The 14,090-nt window shown below is 55.6% G+C and carries 16 protein-coding genes; 13 read left to right on the forward strand and 3 right to left on the reverse strand.

Translation table 11 applies throughout. The annotated features are described in order from the left end of the window. Position 1 precedes the first annotated feature (1 nt). The 3 genes from rpe to spoVM all read left to right on the forward strand — a co-directional run bounded on the left by rpe (position 2) and on the right by spoVM (position 1,609). Positions 2-685: a ribulose-phosphate 3-epimerase gene (gene rpe, locus ACI1P1_RS18100; RefSeq protein WP_416217839.1), complete on the forward strand. Its 684-nt coding sequence runs from the start codon at positions 2-4 to the stop codon at positions 683-685. Between the two features lie 2 nt (positions 686-687). Next, positions 688-966 carry a hypothetical protein gene (locus tag ACI1P1_RS18105; RefSeq protein WP_416217840.1) on the forward strand — a complete coding sequence of 93 codons (279 nt, stop codon included), beginning with the start codon at positions 688-690 and terminating at the stop codon, positions 964-966. Between the two features lie 562 nt (positions 967-1,528). Continuing rightward, the gene (gene spoVM / locus ACI1P1_RS18110; protein ID WP_113023234.1) at positions 1,529-1,609 is read left to right on the forward strand and encodes a stage V sporulation protein SpoVM; all 81 of its coding nucleotides are present in this window, start codon (positions 1,529-1,531) and stop codon (positions 1,607-1,609) included. Positions 1,610-1,907: 298 nt separating this feature from the next. Here the strand turns inward: spoVM and rpmB are convergent, their stop codons facing one another. Further along, a complete protein-coding gene (gene rpmB / locus ACI1P1_RS18115; protein ID WP_416217841.1) occupies positions 1,908-2,096 on the reverse strand; it encodes a 50S ribosomal protein L28 in 189 nt (62 codons plus the stop codon). 265 nt (positions 2,097-2,361) lie between these two features. Here rpmB and ACI1P1_RS18120 point away from each other — a divergent pair, with 265 nt between their 5' ends. The 4 genes from ACI1P1_RS18120 to recG are packed head-to-tail and all read left to right on the forward strand — an operon-like array spanning position 2,362 to position 7,445. Continuing rightward, complete coding sequence (locus tag ACI1P1_RS18120; protein ID WP_416217842.1) at positions 2,362-2,721, forward strand: Asp23/Gls24 family envelope stress response protein; 360 nt, start codon at positions 2,362-2,364, stop codon at positions 2,719-2,721. A 19-nt stretch (positions 2,722-2,740) separates the two neighbouring features. After that, positions 2,741-4,507 (forward strand): DAK2 domain-containing protein, encoded by a 1,767-nt coding sequence (locus ACI1P1_RS18125; protein WP_416217843.1) that lies wholly within the window; start codon positions 2,741-2,743, stop codon positions 4,505-4,507. A 27-nt stretch (positions 4,508-4,534) separates the two neighbouring features. Next, entirely contained in the window at positions 4,535-5,392 is an 858-nt protein-coding gene (locus ACI1P1_RS18130) for a DegV family protein (RefSeq protein WP_416217844.1), read from the forward strand. After that, a complete protein-coding gene (recG, locus tag ACI1P1_RS18135) occupies positions 5,379-7,445 on the forward strand; it encodes an ATP-dependent DNA helicase RecG (protein WP_416217845.1) in 2,067 nt (688 codons plus the stop codon). The genes ACI1P1_RS18130 and recG overlap by 14 nt, the downstream gene beginning before the upstream one ends. 308 nt (positions 7,446-7,753) lie before the next feature. On the opposite strand, the gene ACI1P1_RS18140 is transcribed toward recG, so the two are convergent. Next, a complete protein-coding gene (locus ACI1P1_RS18140) occupies positions 7,754-8,320 on the reverse strand; it encodes an NAD(P)H-dependent oxidoreductase (protein ID WP_416217846.1) in 567 nt (188 codons plus the stop codon). A 184-nt stretch (positions 8,321-8,504) separates the two neighbouring features. Here ACI1P1_RS18140 and ACI1P1_RS18145 point away from each other — a divergent pair, with 184 nt between their 5' ends. The 6 genes from ACI1P1_RS18145 (at position 8,505) to ACI1P1_RS18170 (ending at position 12,599) form a co-directional block, all read left to right on the forward strand. After that, positions 8,505-8,858 carry a winged helix-turn-helix transcriptional regulator gene (locus ACI1P1_RS18145; RefSeq protein ID WP_416217847.1) on the forward strand — a complete coding sequence of 118 codons (354 nt, stop codon included), beginning with the start codon at positions 8,505-8,507 and terminating at the stop codon, positions 8,856-8,858. A 137-nt stretch (positions 8,859-8,995) separates the two neighbouring features. Then, positions 8,996-9,292: a stage VI sporulation protein F gene (locus tag ACI1P1_RS18150; protein ID WP_416217848.1), complete on the forward strand. Its 297-nt coding sequence runs from the start codon at positions 8,996-8,998 to the stop codon at positions 9,290-9,292. Between the two features lie 71 nt (positions 9,293-9,363). Then, positions 9,364-10,161, forward strand: coding sequence for a lipid II flippase Amj family protein (locus ACI1P1_RS18155; protein WP_416217849.1), 798 nt, complete (start codon positions 9,364-9,366; stop codon positions 10,159-10,161). 16 nt (positions 10,162-10,177) lie between these two features. Further along, on the forward strand, positions 10,178-11,074 hold the full coding sequence (locus tag ACI1P1_RS18160) for a helix-turn-helix domain-containing protein (protein WP_416217850.1): 897 nt from the start codon (positions 10,178-10,180) through the stop codon (positions 11,072-11,074). Between the two features lie 83 nt (positions 11,075-11,157). Beyond that, positions 11,158-12,027 carry a CPBP family intramembrane glutamic endopeptidase gene (locus tag ACI1P1_RS18165; RefSeq protein ID WP_416217851.1) on the forward strand — a complete coding sequence of 290 codons (870 nt, stop codon included), beginning with the start codon at positions 11,158-11,160 and terminating at the stop codon, positions 12,025-12,027. A 32-nt stretch (positions 12,028-12,059) separates the two neighbouring features. Further along, positions 12,060-12,599 (forward strand): DinB family protein, encoded by a 540-nt coding sequence (locus tag ACI1P1_RS18170; protein WP_416217852.1) that lies wholly within the window; start codon positions 12,060-12,062, stop codon positions 12,597-12,599. Positions 12,600-12,668: 69 nt separating this feature from the next. Here the strand turns inward: ACI1P1_RS18170 and ACI1P1_RS18175 are convergent, their stop codons facing one another. Then, positions 12,669-14,048 (reverse strand): dipeptidase, encoded by a 1,380-nt coding sequence (locus ACI1P1_RS18175; RefSeq protein ID WP_416217853.1) that lies wholly within the window; start codon positions 14,046-14,048, stop codon positions 12,669-12,671. Positions 14,049-14,090 lie beyond the last annotated feature (42 nt).

The following is a 14,090-nucleotide window of genomic DNA, read 5'->3' on the forward strand; positions in this document are numbered from 1 at the left end:
TATGTCCATCTATATTGCCCCTTCTATTTTGTCCGCGGATTTTGCCCGGCTTGGGGAAGAAGTCCGGGAGGCGGAGCAGGCGGGAGCCGATTTTATACACGTGGATGTGATGGATGGGCATTTTGTTCCCAACCTGACTCTGGGGCCGCTGGTGGTGCAAGCCATCCGGCCCGTAACCAAGCTGCCGCTGGATGTGCATCTTATGATTGAGAATCCGGATGCGTATATTCCGGCCTTTGCCAAAGCGGGCGCCAATTATATCACGGTCCATGCCGAGGCGTGCACCCATCTGCACCGGACCTTGGGCTTTATCCGCGAGAACGGGGTGAAGCCCGGCGTTGTGCTGAATCCGGCGACGCCGCTTGCGGCCATCGAGTATGTGCTGGACCAGGTGGAGATGGTGCTGCTGATGACGGTGAATCCCGGCTTCGGCGGGCAGAAGTACATACCGGCGGTCACCGGCAAGATTAAGGCCCTGCGGGACATGCTGGACGCCCGCGGACTTACGTCCGTGCTGATTGAGGTGGATGGCGGTGTCAACGCGGAGACAGCCCGTATGGTGGCTGAGGCGGGGGCGCAGGTGCTGGTGGCGGGCAATGCGGTTTTTGGCGAGCAGGACCGGGCGGAGGCTATCCGCAGCATCCGGGCATCCGGCTTGCAGGGATTTGAAGGGAGGAGCAAGTAACGGTGACTACCAGCAAGTGGCTTTTTACCGGGCTTATGCTAGCGGCCGCGGTCCTATTGTGCATGTTTATGTATACAAGCGGCCCGTTTAAATATGTGTTTTCACTGGGCGCCGTGCTGATCGGCATGGAATATTTCAAGCGGGAGGAAACCACTAAATACCGGGTATGGTTTGCGGTGCTGGCGTTTGTGGGGGCGTTGTTCTTTTCGCTGGTGTATACGTTTTTGGCGCTGGGGTATGGATGGGTAACACCGGAGCAGCTGCCGCAGTCGCCATTTTAACTGGGAATAACTTTGGTACATGCCGAAGGCCGTATAAAGTTATGGACAGCCTCGAAATCGGCACAGCCGATTTGAGGGGCTTCAGTGCAGTCCGGATATGCTGTGGAAGCATCGAATTTGGCGAAGCCAAATTGAAGGGGCATACAGCCTCGAAATCGGCACAGCCGATTTGAGGGGCTTCAGTGCAGTCCGGATATGCTGTGGAAGCTTCGAATTTGGCGAAGCCAAATTGAAGGTAGCTCTAGGCGGACAACACGTCAGGAATAATTATAAGCTGGTACACATACATTGGGTTACGGGGGTGAAAGCCTGCCGGGCCCTTTTTTTGTGGAAATGCGTGGCACACGCATTCTCCGGTAGGGCAATTCATAGGCACATATTTTGGGTGCTGCGAATATATATAGAGTAGCGGAGCAGGGGAATGAGGCTTGTTCATGGAGCGAAGGAAGCAACATGACGGTGGACGGCTGCAAGCTGGCAAGGGCTGCACGGCAGCCTGCGCGAAAAGCTTATGCTTACGATGCTGGCTTTTCTGACGAAAAGCGCTTAGGGAGGGGTTAGGATGAAATTTTACACCATCAAGCTGCCTAAATTTTTGGGGGGCTTCGTGAAGGCGATCCTCAATACCTTCAGCAAACACTAGAGGCACTCCGGCAAGCCAGCAGACAACTTGAGATGATCACAGCCGGGAGACCGACAGGAGCTGCGAGGAACTGCCGCCAAAGTCCCAATGGTCAGCGTATGCTTACGACGCCGGCTTTCCGGAGGATAGCCGTTAGGGAGCTTTGGACAACAAATAGCGGTGCTTTGGCCATTGCGCAAGTAAACACCGCTTCGGAAGCATAGGCTTTTCGCCGCAGTCGCATAGACAAAAAAAGCACCTCTCGCAAAAGCGGTACGGGTGCTTTTTGTCTATTCCGCACGGTAAGGTAACGGAATGATTAAACGCGGGTCACAAGGCCGGACTTCAGAGCGCGGGCGCTAACCCAAACGCGCTTCGGCTTGCCGTCAACGAGGATGCGTACCTTTTGTACATTCACTCCCCAGTTGCGCTTGGTCTTATTGTTGGCATGGGATACGTTGTTGCCGGTTTTGGGGGCTTTGCCGGTGATATAACACTTACGGGACATCTATGACACCTCCTTAAAATCGAGCTGCGGAGTAATCCGAGATCTGCATGTTATTGGAACTCTTTTTGAAACATACTATAACATAATAGCATAAGGCCCGGTTGCGGTCAATCGGTTGGGACAAGCATTTCCTCGTTTCTCCTGGAGATTGAGGAACACGCCGACTTACGGTATAATAAGGTTCGCATGCTTCCAAGAATTATAGTACAATGAAGAATGGACCATAATGTTTTAAACCACTTGTCAGAAAAAGGAGTTGGTACAAATGCCAATTCAACAGGCCAATGAATTCGGGAAAATCAATGTGTCGGATGAAGTAATCGCAGTATTGGTTGGCTCAGCCGCATTGGAATGTTACGGGCTGGTCGGCATGGCTTCCCGCAAGCAATTGAAGGATGGCATCACGGAGCTTCTGGGGCGCGAGAACCTGAGCCGCGGCGTGGAAATCCGGCAGGAAGCGGACGCATTGCATATTGATTTATATATCATCGTCAGCTACGGTACGAAAATTTCCGAAGTGGCGCACAATGTGCAAAACCGGGTCAAGTACACGATGAACGATGTCGTCGGTCTGCAAGTGGAGACCGTCAATATCTTTGTGCAAGGGGTTCGCGTATCTCGTTAACCAGGAAGGGGAATTATTCTTGAGTAAGCGCTTTATTTCACTTGATGGAACCGACTTTTTTCAGATGGTGCTGGCGGGAGCGGGCAACCTGACAGCCAATGTGAACCGTGTCAATGCACTGAACGTATTTCCTGTGCCGGACGGTGACACGGGCACCAATATGAATCTGACCATGACCTCCGGTGTGGAGGAATTAAAGAAGCGCCAGAACCCGCATTTGGGCAAGGCGGCGGAGGCCCTTTCCAAGGGCCTGCTGATGGGCGCCCGGGGCAACTCCGGCGTTATCCTGTCGCAATTGTTCCGCGGCTTCGCCAAATCCGTACAGGAGCTGGAGAGCGCCAATGCCCAGCAGTTTGCCGCAGCGCTGCAGAACGGTGTGGATACCGCATATAAGGCAGTGGTCAAGCCTGTAGAGGGCACCATCCTCACTGTCTCCCGGGAAGCGGCCAAACACGCCGTTGCCGTGAACCGGAGATTTCCTGATGTAGTGGAGCTGATGGGCGAGGTGGTGCAGGCCGGCAACGCGGCTTTGGCGCGTACACCGGATCAGCTCCCCGTGCTGAAACAGGTTGGGGTAGTGGATGCCGGCGGCCAAGGCCTCATGTGCATCTATGAAGGGTTCCTCGCCGCGTTGAGAGGCGAAACAGTAGCGGTTCTTCCTCCGGTCCAGGCTGCGCCTGCCGCCGTGCCGGACAAGCCGCCTGCCGCTGCAGCCTCCCGTGAAGGCAAACACAGTGCCCAGTCCATGCTCAGCACCGAAGATATTGAATTTGGTTATTGCACCGAGTTCATCGTCACGCTGACGCCGGGCAAGGTGCCGGGATATGTATTCGATGAGCAGGCATTCCGGCAGGAATTGGGCAAAATGGGGGATTCCCTTCTGGTAGTGGCCGATGATGACCTGGTGAAGGTCCACGTCCATGCCGAATACCCGGGTAATGCCATGAATTACGCCATGAATTTCGGCGATTTGTCCAAGATTAAGATTGAGAATATGCGGGATCAGCATACCCATATCCTGATGGCCGATGAATATGAATATATCGCACCTGAGAGCGATATTGCCGCCCTGAAGCCCATTCCCGTGCATGGGACCATAGCGGGAGCGGACGGTTTGGGACAAAGCTCCAAGTACGGCTTCGTGTCCGTGTCCATGGGAGACGGAGTAACGGAGATTTTCAGCAGCCTGGGCGTGAACGCGGTCCTCTCCGGAGGCCAAACCATGAACCCCAGCACCGAGGACATTGTGCATGCAGTGGAGGGTGTGGATGCGGAGATCGTCTATGTGCTGCCCAATAATTCCAACATTGTGATGGCTGCCAAGCAGGCGGCTGACTTGGTGGAGGGCAAAACCCTCGTTGTGATTCCTACCAAGTCCATTCCCCAAGGAATGGCCGCCATGCTGGCCTTTGACGAGTCGGCTGATCAGGATGAGAATACTGAGGCTATGCTGAAGGCCATCGCCGGAGTCCAATCCGGCCAGGTCACCTTTGCGGTGCGGGACACCTCTATTGATGGCATTGAGATCAAGGAAGGGGACTTTATCGGCATCCACGACAGCAAAATCGTCACGGCTAACCGCAACGTCCAGGAAACCTGCCGCAATCTGCTGGACAGCATGCTGGAGTCCGGCGGAGAAGTGGTCACCATCCTGACCGGAGAGGAAGCAAATGTTGCGGATACCGAAAGCCTCAAGGCTTACCTGAAGGAGCAGCACGCTGACGCGGAAGTGGAGATTCACTACGGCGGGCAGCCGTTGTATGCTTATCTGATCGCAGTGGAATAGAGTAAAGAACGAAACGGAGGTGAACCCTTGGGCCGGATTTGCATTGTGACAGACAGCACCTCGGATATCCCGCCCGAGCTTCGGGAGTCGCTTTCCATTGAAATGGTTCCGCTGAAGGTCCACTTCGGCGACGAGGCTTATTTGGACGGCATTACCATTTCGCCGGAGGACTTCTATGTGAAGCTTGCCGGGGAAAAGCGGCTTCCTACCACCTCCCAGCCTTCCCCGCTTGATTTTCTTGCGGTGTACAACCGGCTGGCGGCGGAGCCTGGCACAGTTATCATATCCATTCATTTGTCATCCAGCTTCAGCGGTACCTACCAGTCGGCCTGTATGGCCAAGGGAATGCTGGAAACGCCCGCCGATATTACCGTTGTGGATTCACGCACCGCCACCTACGGCATCGGGCTGCTGGTGGTGGAGGCGGCCCGTGCCGCCAAGGCCGGCGAAAGCAAGGAGTACATTCTGAAGCGGGTGGAGGAGCTGCGCAAGCAAACCACCCTCTACTTTCTGGTGGATACGCTGGAGTATCTCCATAAGGGCGGACGGATTGGCAAAGCCGGGGCGCTTTTGGGGTCTCTCCTGCAGATCAAGCCGATCCTCTCGGTGGAGGACGGCACGGTGGTATCCGTGGACAAAATCCGCGGGACCAAAAAAGCTATGATCCGTATCATGGAACGACTGGCGGAGCGTTACCAGGGCCCTGTCCGGGTGGCGGTGGCCCATGCCAATTCTATGGAGTATGCGGAGGAATTAAGTGCGCTGATACACCAGCAATTTGAGGTGGTAGAAATGATGTATACAACAATCGGACCGGTCATCGGCACCCATGTGGGCGGCGGGACGGTCGGGGTTTTTATGGTTCCGGCTCATGGCGGCCGTTGATTTATATACCATCCCCCTGCGGCAGATCCGCGGCGTCGGTGCGGAGAAGGCCAAGGAGCTCGACGCACTGGGGCTCCACTCCGTAGGGCAGCTGCTGGAATATTACCCGTTCCGTTATGAGGATTACCGCCTCCGTGATCTCACCGAGGTCAAGGATGGGGAGAAGATTACCATACAGGGCACTCTTTACGGAGAGCCCGTCCTGTCCGTTTACGGCCGGAGCAAGTCACGGCTTACCGTCAGATTGATGACGGGGGGCCGTTTCTTGATCACGGCTGTTTGGTTTAACCGGCATTATATGAAGGACAAGCTGACGCCGGGCAAGGAAATTGTGGTCTCGGGCAAGTGGGAGGAAAAGCGGCAGACCATCATCGTCAGTTCGTCGGAATTTCCCGAGGCGGCCGGGGATAAGGCCCGTACCGGGACACTCCAGCCGGTGTACTCCACAGCGGAAGGGATCACCCAGACCTTCCTGAGAAAGGTGATCCGGCAAGCTCTGGTGCAATTCGGCGACAAAATCGGCGAGGTCCTGCCCGAGGAGCTGGTGGAGCGCTACCGGTTTATTACCCGCAAGGAAGCGGTAGCCGTTCTGCATCAGCCTACGGATGCCCGTGAGGGTCAGGCGGCCCGCAGGCGGATGGTCTATGAGGAGCTGTTCCTGTTCCAGTTGAAGGTGCAGGCCTACAGGCTGCTGAACCGGACCAAGGCAGACGGTGTCCCCCACAAGGTGGACAGGCCCAAGGTTCGGGATTTTGTCCGGAGGCTGCCTTTTACCCTGACCCACTCCCAAAAGCAGGTTATCGCTGAAATTCTCGATGATCTGGAGGCGCCCCATGCCATGAACCGCCTGCTCCAGGGCGATGTGGGCGCAGGTAAAACGGTTGTGGCCGCTGCAGGCCTCTATGCAGTGATTACCGCCGGCGCACAGGGTGCCTTGATGGTACCCACGGAAATTCTGGCGGAGCAGCATAAAGCCTCCCTGGAGCGGTTGTTCGAGGGCTTCGGCGTCCAAATTGCACTTCTGACAGGCAGCCTGACGGACAAGCAGCGCAAGGATGCGCTGGCCGCCCTGCAGATGGGGCTGACGGATATTCTCGTTGGCACCCATGCCTTGATTCAGGAGGATGTATTCTTCCGCAATCTGGGGCTGGTCGTCACGGATGAGCAGCACCGCTTCGGCGTCCAGCAGCGGGGGATTCTGCGCCGCAAGGGGATGAACCCGGATGTGCTGTCCATGACAGCGACCCCGATTCCCCGAACCCTGGCTATAACCGCCTTCGGCGATCTGGATATTTCCACGCTGAAGGAGCTGCCCAAGGGGCGGAAGCCGATTCTGACCTATTCCGTCACCCACGACAAAATGGACCGGGTGCTGGGTTTTATCCGCCAGGAGGTGGGGAAAGGGCGGCAGGCTTATGTGGTTTGCCCGCTTATCGAGGAATCCGAGAAGCTGGATGTGCAAAACGCCATCGACGTGCATGTCCAGCTTATGCAGGCCTTCCCCGACCTCCGCATCGGTTTGCTCCATGGCCGGATGAGCAGCCAGGAAAAGGACGAGATTATGACTGCCTTTAAGGAAAACCAGGTGCATGTGCTGGTCTCTACAACGGTAATCGAGGTTGGGGTGGACGTGCCTAACGCCACTCTCATGATTATCTATGACGCGGTCCGCTTCGGGCTGTCGCAGCTTCACCAGCTCCGGGGGCGGGTAGGCCGCAGCGAGCTTCAATCCTACTGCGTGCTCATTGCCGATCCCAAAAACGAGATTGCCAAGGAGCGTCTCAAGGTGATGACGGAGACCAATGACGGCTTCGAGATTGCCCGGCGGGATCTGGAGCTGCGTGGCCCCGGAGACTTCTTCGGTACCAAACAGAGCGGGCTGCCCGAGTTTAAGGTGGCGGACCTGGTCAGCGACTTCGAGGTGCTGGAGCAGGCCAGGGAGGATGCCGCGGAGCTGGTGGCGGAGCCCCGGTTCTGGACTGCGGCGGAGCTCGCTCCATTGCGGGAGTTCCTGAACCGCGACGTGCCCGAGGGCGGAGAGCCCTTGGATTGATAGTGCAAGACCCAAATTGAAAAAGGCCTTCCTTCGGCAAACTGCCGCTGGAAGGTCTTTTTGTGTTGTACGGAGAGGGAGTTCCTGGAACAGGATGTGAAGCAGTGTTCCAACGGACACCAGAGACGCTATTGTGCGGAAAAAGGGTGTTTTTTCATCTATGCGGACCCAGGAGCCGTTATGTGCTGAAAAAAAGCCCAATAGTACGGTTTAGGCAAGCAATAACGTCTGCTGAGTCCGCGAAAACCGCGGAAGCATCGATTTAGCCCAAATAACGGCTTCTCGGTCCGGCAGCGGACAAATCGGCTTTAGTTAATCTCGTGTGCCGCATGACAGACGCCATTACTTTTGTGCCTGAAGATGTATTCTACATACTCCCTGGCGCTTTGGTCAATATGTGCGTCGCTGGCCTGGAAGGAGGAGCCGAACACGGCGAAATACGGCAGCGGCTCCGCCCCCACATGGATCATGCTTGCTTTGAAGGGGGCGATCATCTCATCCACTGTAAAGGATACGGAGCCGGCCGGCGAGTAGTTCTCCTGCTTGTCCCCGATGGTCATGGCGATGCCGAAGCGTTTGCCGCGGAGTTTATCCCCATTTGAACCGTAGGCCCAGCCGTAAGTGAAAACCTCATCCAGCCATTTTTTCAATAAAGGGGGGTAGCTGTACCAGTATAAGGGAAACTGCAGGATTACAAGATCATGGGCCTCCAACAGCTTTTGCTCCAGCGCGACGTCTATATTCCAGTCCGGGTATTGGGTATACAGCTCATGGACGGCAATATCCGCCGGGTATTGGTCCAGCTCCTGCTTCCATCTGCGGTTTACTCTGGAATGCTCCATATCGGGATGGGCTAAAATCACAAGGGGTTTCATAAGGTTAATCCTTCCTTTCGCATGTGTTTCATTGGATTGAACTCATTATCCCCTTCCCGCTCCCGTTCGTAAATACACACAATGAAGTCAGTGTATGGTTACTTTTCGGTAACTATTGGATAACCGGGAAGGCTTATGCGATAATGGATGCCATAGTTGGCCTTATCCGACAGGGGGATTCACGATGAAGCAGTACCGGCTGGGCATTGAAGCGACTCTCGAGATACTCGGCGGCAAATGGAAGGCTCTGATCGTCTGCCTGCTCATATCCGGGACCAAAAGAACCGGTGAGCTTCAACGCCTCATTCCCGGCGTTTCCCAGAAGGTGCTGATCCAGCAGCTGCGTGAGCTGGAGCGGGATGGCATAGTAGGACGGCGGGTGTATGATGAAATGCCGCCCAAGGTGGAGTATTACATCACCGAGTATGGCAGAACCGCCAATCAGATCATCGACGTGATGTGTCATTGGGGGAGAGATCATGTGAGAATGAAGCAGCAGCAGGGGGAGGCTATCGAACTGTTGGAGAATGAGCCCTGAACGCGGAGTCAGATGAATTCCAGGTATCACTCGTGTGCGGATGCCCATATACTGTACCAAACCCGGCACGCCGGGGAGGCTTCCCGTATTCGGGTAACACGGGCTCCCCCGGCAGCGGAAGAAAGGGGGGACAGCATATGGGCTATCAGAGCTACAGCGGATACGGCATTGAAAGGGAATGGGTGGAAAAGCTCAAGAAAAAGGCCAAGGACCCGCTTAGGAAGGAACGGCTGAAGGAGCTGGCAGACGGACTGACCCGGGAGGACCTGGCTAACCCGGAGACGGTAACTTTTCTGGTGGACCGGGGGCTTAGAATATTGAATGAAAAATCCCCGGAGCGCCAAAGGCAGCAGCTGGTCCGTTTTGTAATGGAGCAGCAAATCGACCCCAACAATATGCTGCATCTGTTGAGGCTTTGGAATATGTTCCGCTGAAAGTGACGATTTACAGTGCAGCGCCCTCATGTTACCATTAACGGAAAATGGTAACATGAGGGTTTTTGCATATGACTGCGATTATTGTAACGGTATGTATCCTGACAGGGCTGATCCATTGTGCGGAGACTCTGTCTTATTCCCTGCGTCTGGCGGGTGTACGGACGGGCAAGCTGGCGGTATCCCTTTCCTTGACAGGGATTCTGCTTCTGGTCTCCCGAACCGCCAACATGGTCCAGTCTCCGCTGGCCGGCGGTCTGATTGATTTGGCGCGGGCTGAGCCCGGTGTTCCCTTGAAGGAGGGTTACCATTGGATCATCATGGCTTCCAGTGTGGGCACCGCCGTGGCCATCATCCTGTTTCCTTCCTTCGTCCTGCTGTTCTCCCGGATGATCAGCCATCTGGAGACGGCAGGCTCCTTGCCCCGGATGGTAACCAGCGTCACGGTGGAGCAGCTCCGCAATGCCAGGTACCATCTGCGCCGTCCCCGGTGGAGCATGCTACGCAGCCTGCGCTATCACGGGGTGCCGTATTCCCTGTTCATAATGAATGCATGTGTGACCGGAATTTATACCGTGGGGGTGCTGGCTGCATTGTATGCGTCCTTTTTGTTTCCTGATATGGCAGCCTTCACCTCCCAGTCCTCCGGTCTAATCAACGGTGTTGCCACGATTCTGCTGACAGTGTTTATTGACCCCCACCTGGCTATGCTGACGGACAAGGCCCAGCGGGACCCGAAGGCGCAGGCCGGTTTAGGCCAAGTGCTGGGGGCGTTTATGCTCTCCAGGTTGGCCGGCACCCTGCTGGCCCAGCTGCTGTTCCTGCCTGCCGCGTATTGGATCGGCTGGGTTTCCGGACTACTTCATTGAAAAAGGGAGTGACGCTATGAACCAGCGGCATTCGGAAACCATCAGAAAAGCCACGAAGTACATTACTGCCCACCTGGAACGGAAGCTGTCGCTTCAGGAGGTGGCGGAGGCGGTATCCTTTTCCCCGTACTATTTCCACCGGCTTTTTATCCGGCACACAGGGGAGAGCCTGCACGCTTACGTCAAGAGGTTGCGTCTGGAAGAGGCAGCCCGGCAGCTTATCGAATACCGTGATGCCACGGCCATGGAGATTGCGGCGAGGACGGGCTTTTCCGGGCCTCCCGCTTTTTCCAGGGCATTCCGCGCACAATATGGCATGCCACCTTCCGAATATAGAAGAAAGGCGGGATATCAGACTTGCGGGAAAGGGCAGTATGATGCTGCTTGCCGCACAGAAGAAAATTCCTTCCGCATAACCCTGCACAATCTGCCCCGGTTCCATGTGGCGTACAAACGGGTGAAGGGAGTCCGTGGAGGCACGCCGGACGCCAAGGTTGCCGAAGCATTTGCTGATGTCTCCGCATGGTGGGCCAATCTTTCCCGCGGGAAACCTTGCGGCCCGTATATTCTCGCTTCCGTAGAGGAGAATTGGAGCTTGCCGCAGCCGGAACGGACTTATGATGTTTGCGTGGTAATCCCGCCCTTCAACTGTACAGGCCCAGTTGAATATCCGGTGAAGGAGCTTGAGGGCGGACTATTCGCAGTCTGCCGGATAGAAAAGAAAGGGGAAGTTCCTCTTGTTTTTGCGGAAGCGATCCGGGAGGCGACCTGGGCATCAGAATTCATGTATGACCACTGGATTCCGGAAAATGGGTACCTGCTGGATAACCGTCCGGGCCTACACCTGTTTTATACGGAACCGGAGAAGCTAGAGGTTGTGATGGAGTGCTGCCTCCCGGTCATTTTCGTCTGACGGAAGAAAAGAGCAAGAAATGGTAAGTAAATCAAACTCCCTGCTTGTTATGCTGATGCCATAACAAGCAGGGAGGCGACTAAATGGATAAAAAGGCAACAAATAAACAGTGTTTCTTGTTTCTGTCGATCACCTTTTTGTTTACGTGGCTGTGCTGGTTGGGTCTCCTGACAAGCGGGCTGGATCCTGCCGATCCCGAATCCAGCCGCCATCCGGCCATGCTGTTGTGGCCGTTGGGACAATTCGGTCCGTTCATAGCAGTATTGGTACTGGCGGCTGCCGGTTTGCGGACAGGCGGAGTCAAGAACCGGCTGCTTTCATGCCGATGGAGGCCAACCTTCCGGTTTCCGGCATGGTATTTGACACTACTGCTCCCGGTATTGTGGATTTGCCCGGCATGGTTCTATGCTTCTTGGAGCCTGACTGCTGAAGGAGCGGGAGAAGCGCCTAACCTGGCATCTGCTCTCCCGGCTCTCCTGTCCGCTACGGTGTTTGCCTTTGGAGAGGAGGCGGGGTGGAGAGGCTTTCTTCTGCCCCGACTTTTAGGCTATCGAAACAGATTGGTCTCCAGTGTAATGATCGGCATGGTCTGGTTTGTTTGGCATCTGCCTATTTTGTATCTGACATCCTACGAGACCCCGCTGCGATTCGCCGTCTTTCTGGCGGGTTATGCACCTACACTTGTGTTATGGTCGATCTTGCTTACTTGGGTCTTTGAACGAACCGGCCGCAACATTTGGATGCCGGTGCTGCTCCATGGCGCTTTTACCGCGACTTACAATTTGGCGGCACCTTATCTCGCAGGAGAGGGAACGGCTCCAAGCCTGCTGTCCCTTGTTTCGGCTCTGCTTTTGGCCGGTACGGTGGTGCTTTGTGACAAACCCTTCTGGACAAATCCGGTTCCCGCTGAGCGGCAGCGTTTTACAGATGGGGCAGAGCGTGCTACCATATAGCAAAACATTCTAGCGAACGGAGCGTGAAAGCTGTGCAAAGAAGACCAGAGCTGAAAGATTATCCGGATCATATTGTCCACTACCTGCGGCAGGTTCCGGAGGGGGATTTACTCGCTATTCTGAAGAAGCAGACAGAGGAGGTTCTTGCCCTGCTTTCTCCTTTGACTGAGGAAGAGAGCCTGTACCGCTACGCACCGGGCAAGTGGAGCATCAGGCAGCTTGTGGGGCATATTGCCGATACGGAGCAGGTGTTTGCTTACCGGCTTCTACGGGCGGCCCGCAATGACCGTACGCCGCTTCCAGGTTTTGATGAAAATGAGTTTGTGGATGCCGCCTTTTTTGATGAGAAGCCATTGTCCGCTCTTCTGGCCCGGTTTGAGGCAACCCGACGCACAGCCATTCTGCTGATGGAGAGTCTGAAGGAAGAGGAATGGAACAGCAGAGGTATCGTGAACGGCTATGAAGGAACCGCCCTGTCCTGGGGATGTGTCCTGGTGGGACATGCTGCCCACCATCTGCGGGTGTTAGATGAACGTTATTATGGGGACCAAGGAGGATTGCCCCGCCGGTAATCTTTGTCTGTCCTCTCCACAAAAAAACCGCCAAGCATCTTACGGCTTGACGGTTTTTTACGTTGCGTTTTATTGTTTGCCCAGCTGCCCAACCTCCACCCAGAAACGGCTGAGAGTGGATGTGCCTTTGCTGAAATTCTCCAATTGGAAGTACTCATTGGGGGCGTGCATGCCTTCCTCGGGCAATCCGAAGTCCAGCATAACCACTGGTGCGCCAAGCACCTTTGAGAAAACCTCGATAATCGGGATGGAGCCGCCGCTGCGGATATAGACCGGCTTTTTCCCGAAGCCTTCCTCATAGGAGACGGAGGCAGCCTGTATGTACGGGTGATGAACAGGGATGTAGAAGGGTTTGCCGCGGTGGGTCTGCTTCATAGTCACGGTGACCCCGGCGGGGGTATGAGCCTTCACATGCCGCTCCATCTTCCGGTAAATATCGTCCGGGTCCTGGTTGTCCACCAGGCGGCAGGAGATTTTGGCCCCCGCACCAGAGGGGACAATGGGCTTCAGCCCTTCTCCCTGGTAGCCGCCGTAGAGTCCGTTGATTTCCAGGGTGGGGCGGGCGCTGGTCCGTTCCAGGAAGGAATAGCCGGTTTCTCCGGCCAGCTCCTGCACATTCAGCTCCACACGGGTTTTCTCCTCATCGAAGGGGATCTCCCGGAAGGCCTGATGGGCAGCCTCATCCATGGGAATGACTCCTTCATAGAAGCCATCGATAAGAATCCGGTCCTGCTCATCCTTCATGGAAGCCAGGAGCTTAACCAGCGCTGTCGCCGGATTGGCCACACCGCCACCGAAAAGTCCGGAATGCAGGTCGGACTTGGGTCCCTGTACCTCCAGCTCCAGGCCGCAGATGCCTCGCAGGCCATAGCAGATGGAGGGGGTCTCTTCACTGATCATAGGTCCGTCAGAGATGGCGATCAGGTCAGCCTGGAGAAGCTCGGCATGGGCCTCCAGGAAAGGGGCCAGATGAGGGCTGGCAATCTCTTCTTCACCCTCAACGCAGAATTTGACGTTCACCGGCAGGTTGCCTTTGGTCTTGAGGAAGGCTTCCACGGTTTTAACCTGGGTGTAAAGCTGGGCTTTATCATCGGTTGCGCCTCTCCCATACAGCCGTCCATCCTTTAGAACCGGCTCGAAGGGATCGGTTTCCCATTGGTCTACCGGGTCGGCAGGCTGAACGTCGTAATGGCCGTAGACCAGTGCCGTCGGCTGGCCGGGATTGTGGAGCCAATCACCGTATACCACCGGATGGCCTTCGGTTTCCAGCACCTGCACATGCTCCAGTCCGGCCTCTTCCAGCCGGTCCGCTAGCCAGCGGGCTGCCTTCCGCATGTCTTCTTTATGCGCAGAACTGGCGCTTACACTGGGAATCCGGATAAAATCCTTTAATTCCTCTACATGCCGTTCGTGATGCTCTTCCAAATAGCGGGTGACATCCTGTGTCATCGGATCTTCTTCTCCTTTAACGAAAGTCTCGCTGGTAATTGT

Origin of the sequence: Paenibacillus mesotrionivorans (assembly GCF_046098205.1) — a bacterium.
GTDB classification, from domain to species: Bacteria; Bacillota; Bacilli; order Paenibacillales; family NBRC-103111; genus Paenibacillus_AR; species Paenibacillus_AR mesotrionivorans.

Excerpts from the sequence above, each read along its gene's own strand:
- rpe (WP_416217839.1), top strand. The coding sequence starts at position 2 with ATGTCCATCTATATTGCCCCTTCTATTTTGTCCGCGGATTTTGCCCGG.
- spoVM (WP_113023234.1), top strand. The coding sequence starts at position 1,529 with ATGAAATTTTACACCATCAAGCTGCCTAAATTTTTGGGGGGCTTCGTG.
- rpmB (WP_416217841.1), bottom strand. The coding sequence starts at position 2,096 with ATGTCCCGTAAGTGTTATATCACCGGCAAAGCCCCCAAAACCGGCAAC.
- ACI1P1_RS18120 (WP_416217842.1), top strand. The coding sequence starts at position 2,362 with ATGCCAATTCAACAGGCCAATGAATTCGGGAAAATCAATGTGTCGGAT.
- recG (WP_416217845.1), top strand. The coding sequence starts at position 5,379 with ATGGCGGCCGTTGATTTATATACCATCCCCCTGCGGCAGATCCGCGGC.
- ACI1P1_RS18140 (WP_416217846.1), bottom strand. The coding sequence starts at position 8,320 with ATGAAACCCCTTGTGATTTTAGCCCATCCCGATATGGAGCATTCCAGA.
- ACI1P1_RS18145 (WP_416217847.1), top strand. The coding sequence starts at position 8,505 with ATGAAGCAGTACCGGCTGGGCATTGAAGCGACTCTCGAGATACTCGGC.
- ACI1P1_RS18150 (WP_416217848.1), top strand. The coding sequence starts at position 8,996 with ATGGGCTATCAGAGCTACAGCGGATACGGCATTGAAAGGGAATGGGTG.
- ACI1P1_RS18155 (WP_416217849.1), top strand. The coding sequence starts at position 9,364 with ATGACTGCGATTATTGTAACGGTATGTATCCTGACAGGGCTGATCCAT.
- ACI1P1_RS18160 (WP_416217850.1), top strand. The coding sequence starts at position 10,178 with ATGAACCAGCGGCATTCGGAAACCATCAGAAAAGCCACGAAGTACATT.
- ACI1P1_RS18165 (WP_416217851.1), top strand. The coding sequence starts at position 11,158 with ATGGATAAAAAGGCAACAAATAAACAGTGTTTCTTGTTTCTGTCGATC.
- ACI1P1_RS18175 (WP_416217853.1), bottom strand. The coding sequence starts at position 14,048 with ATGACACAGGATGTCACCCGCTATTTGGAAGAGCATCACGAACGGCAT.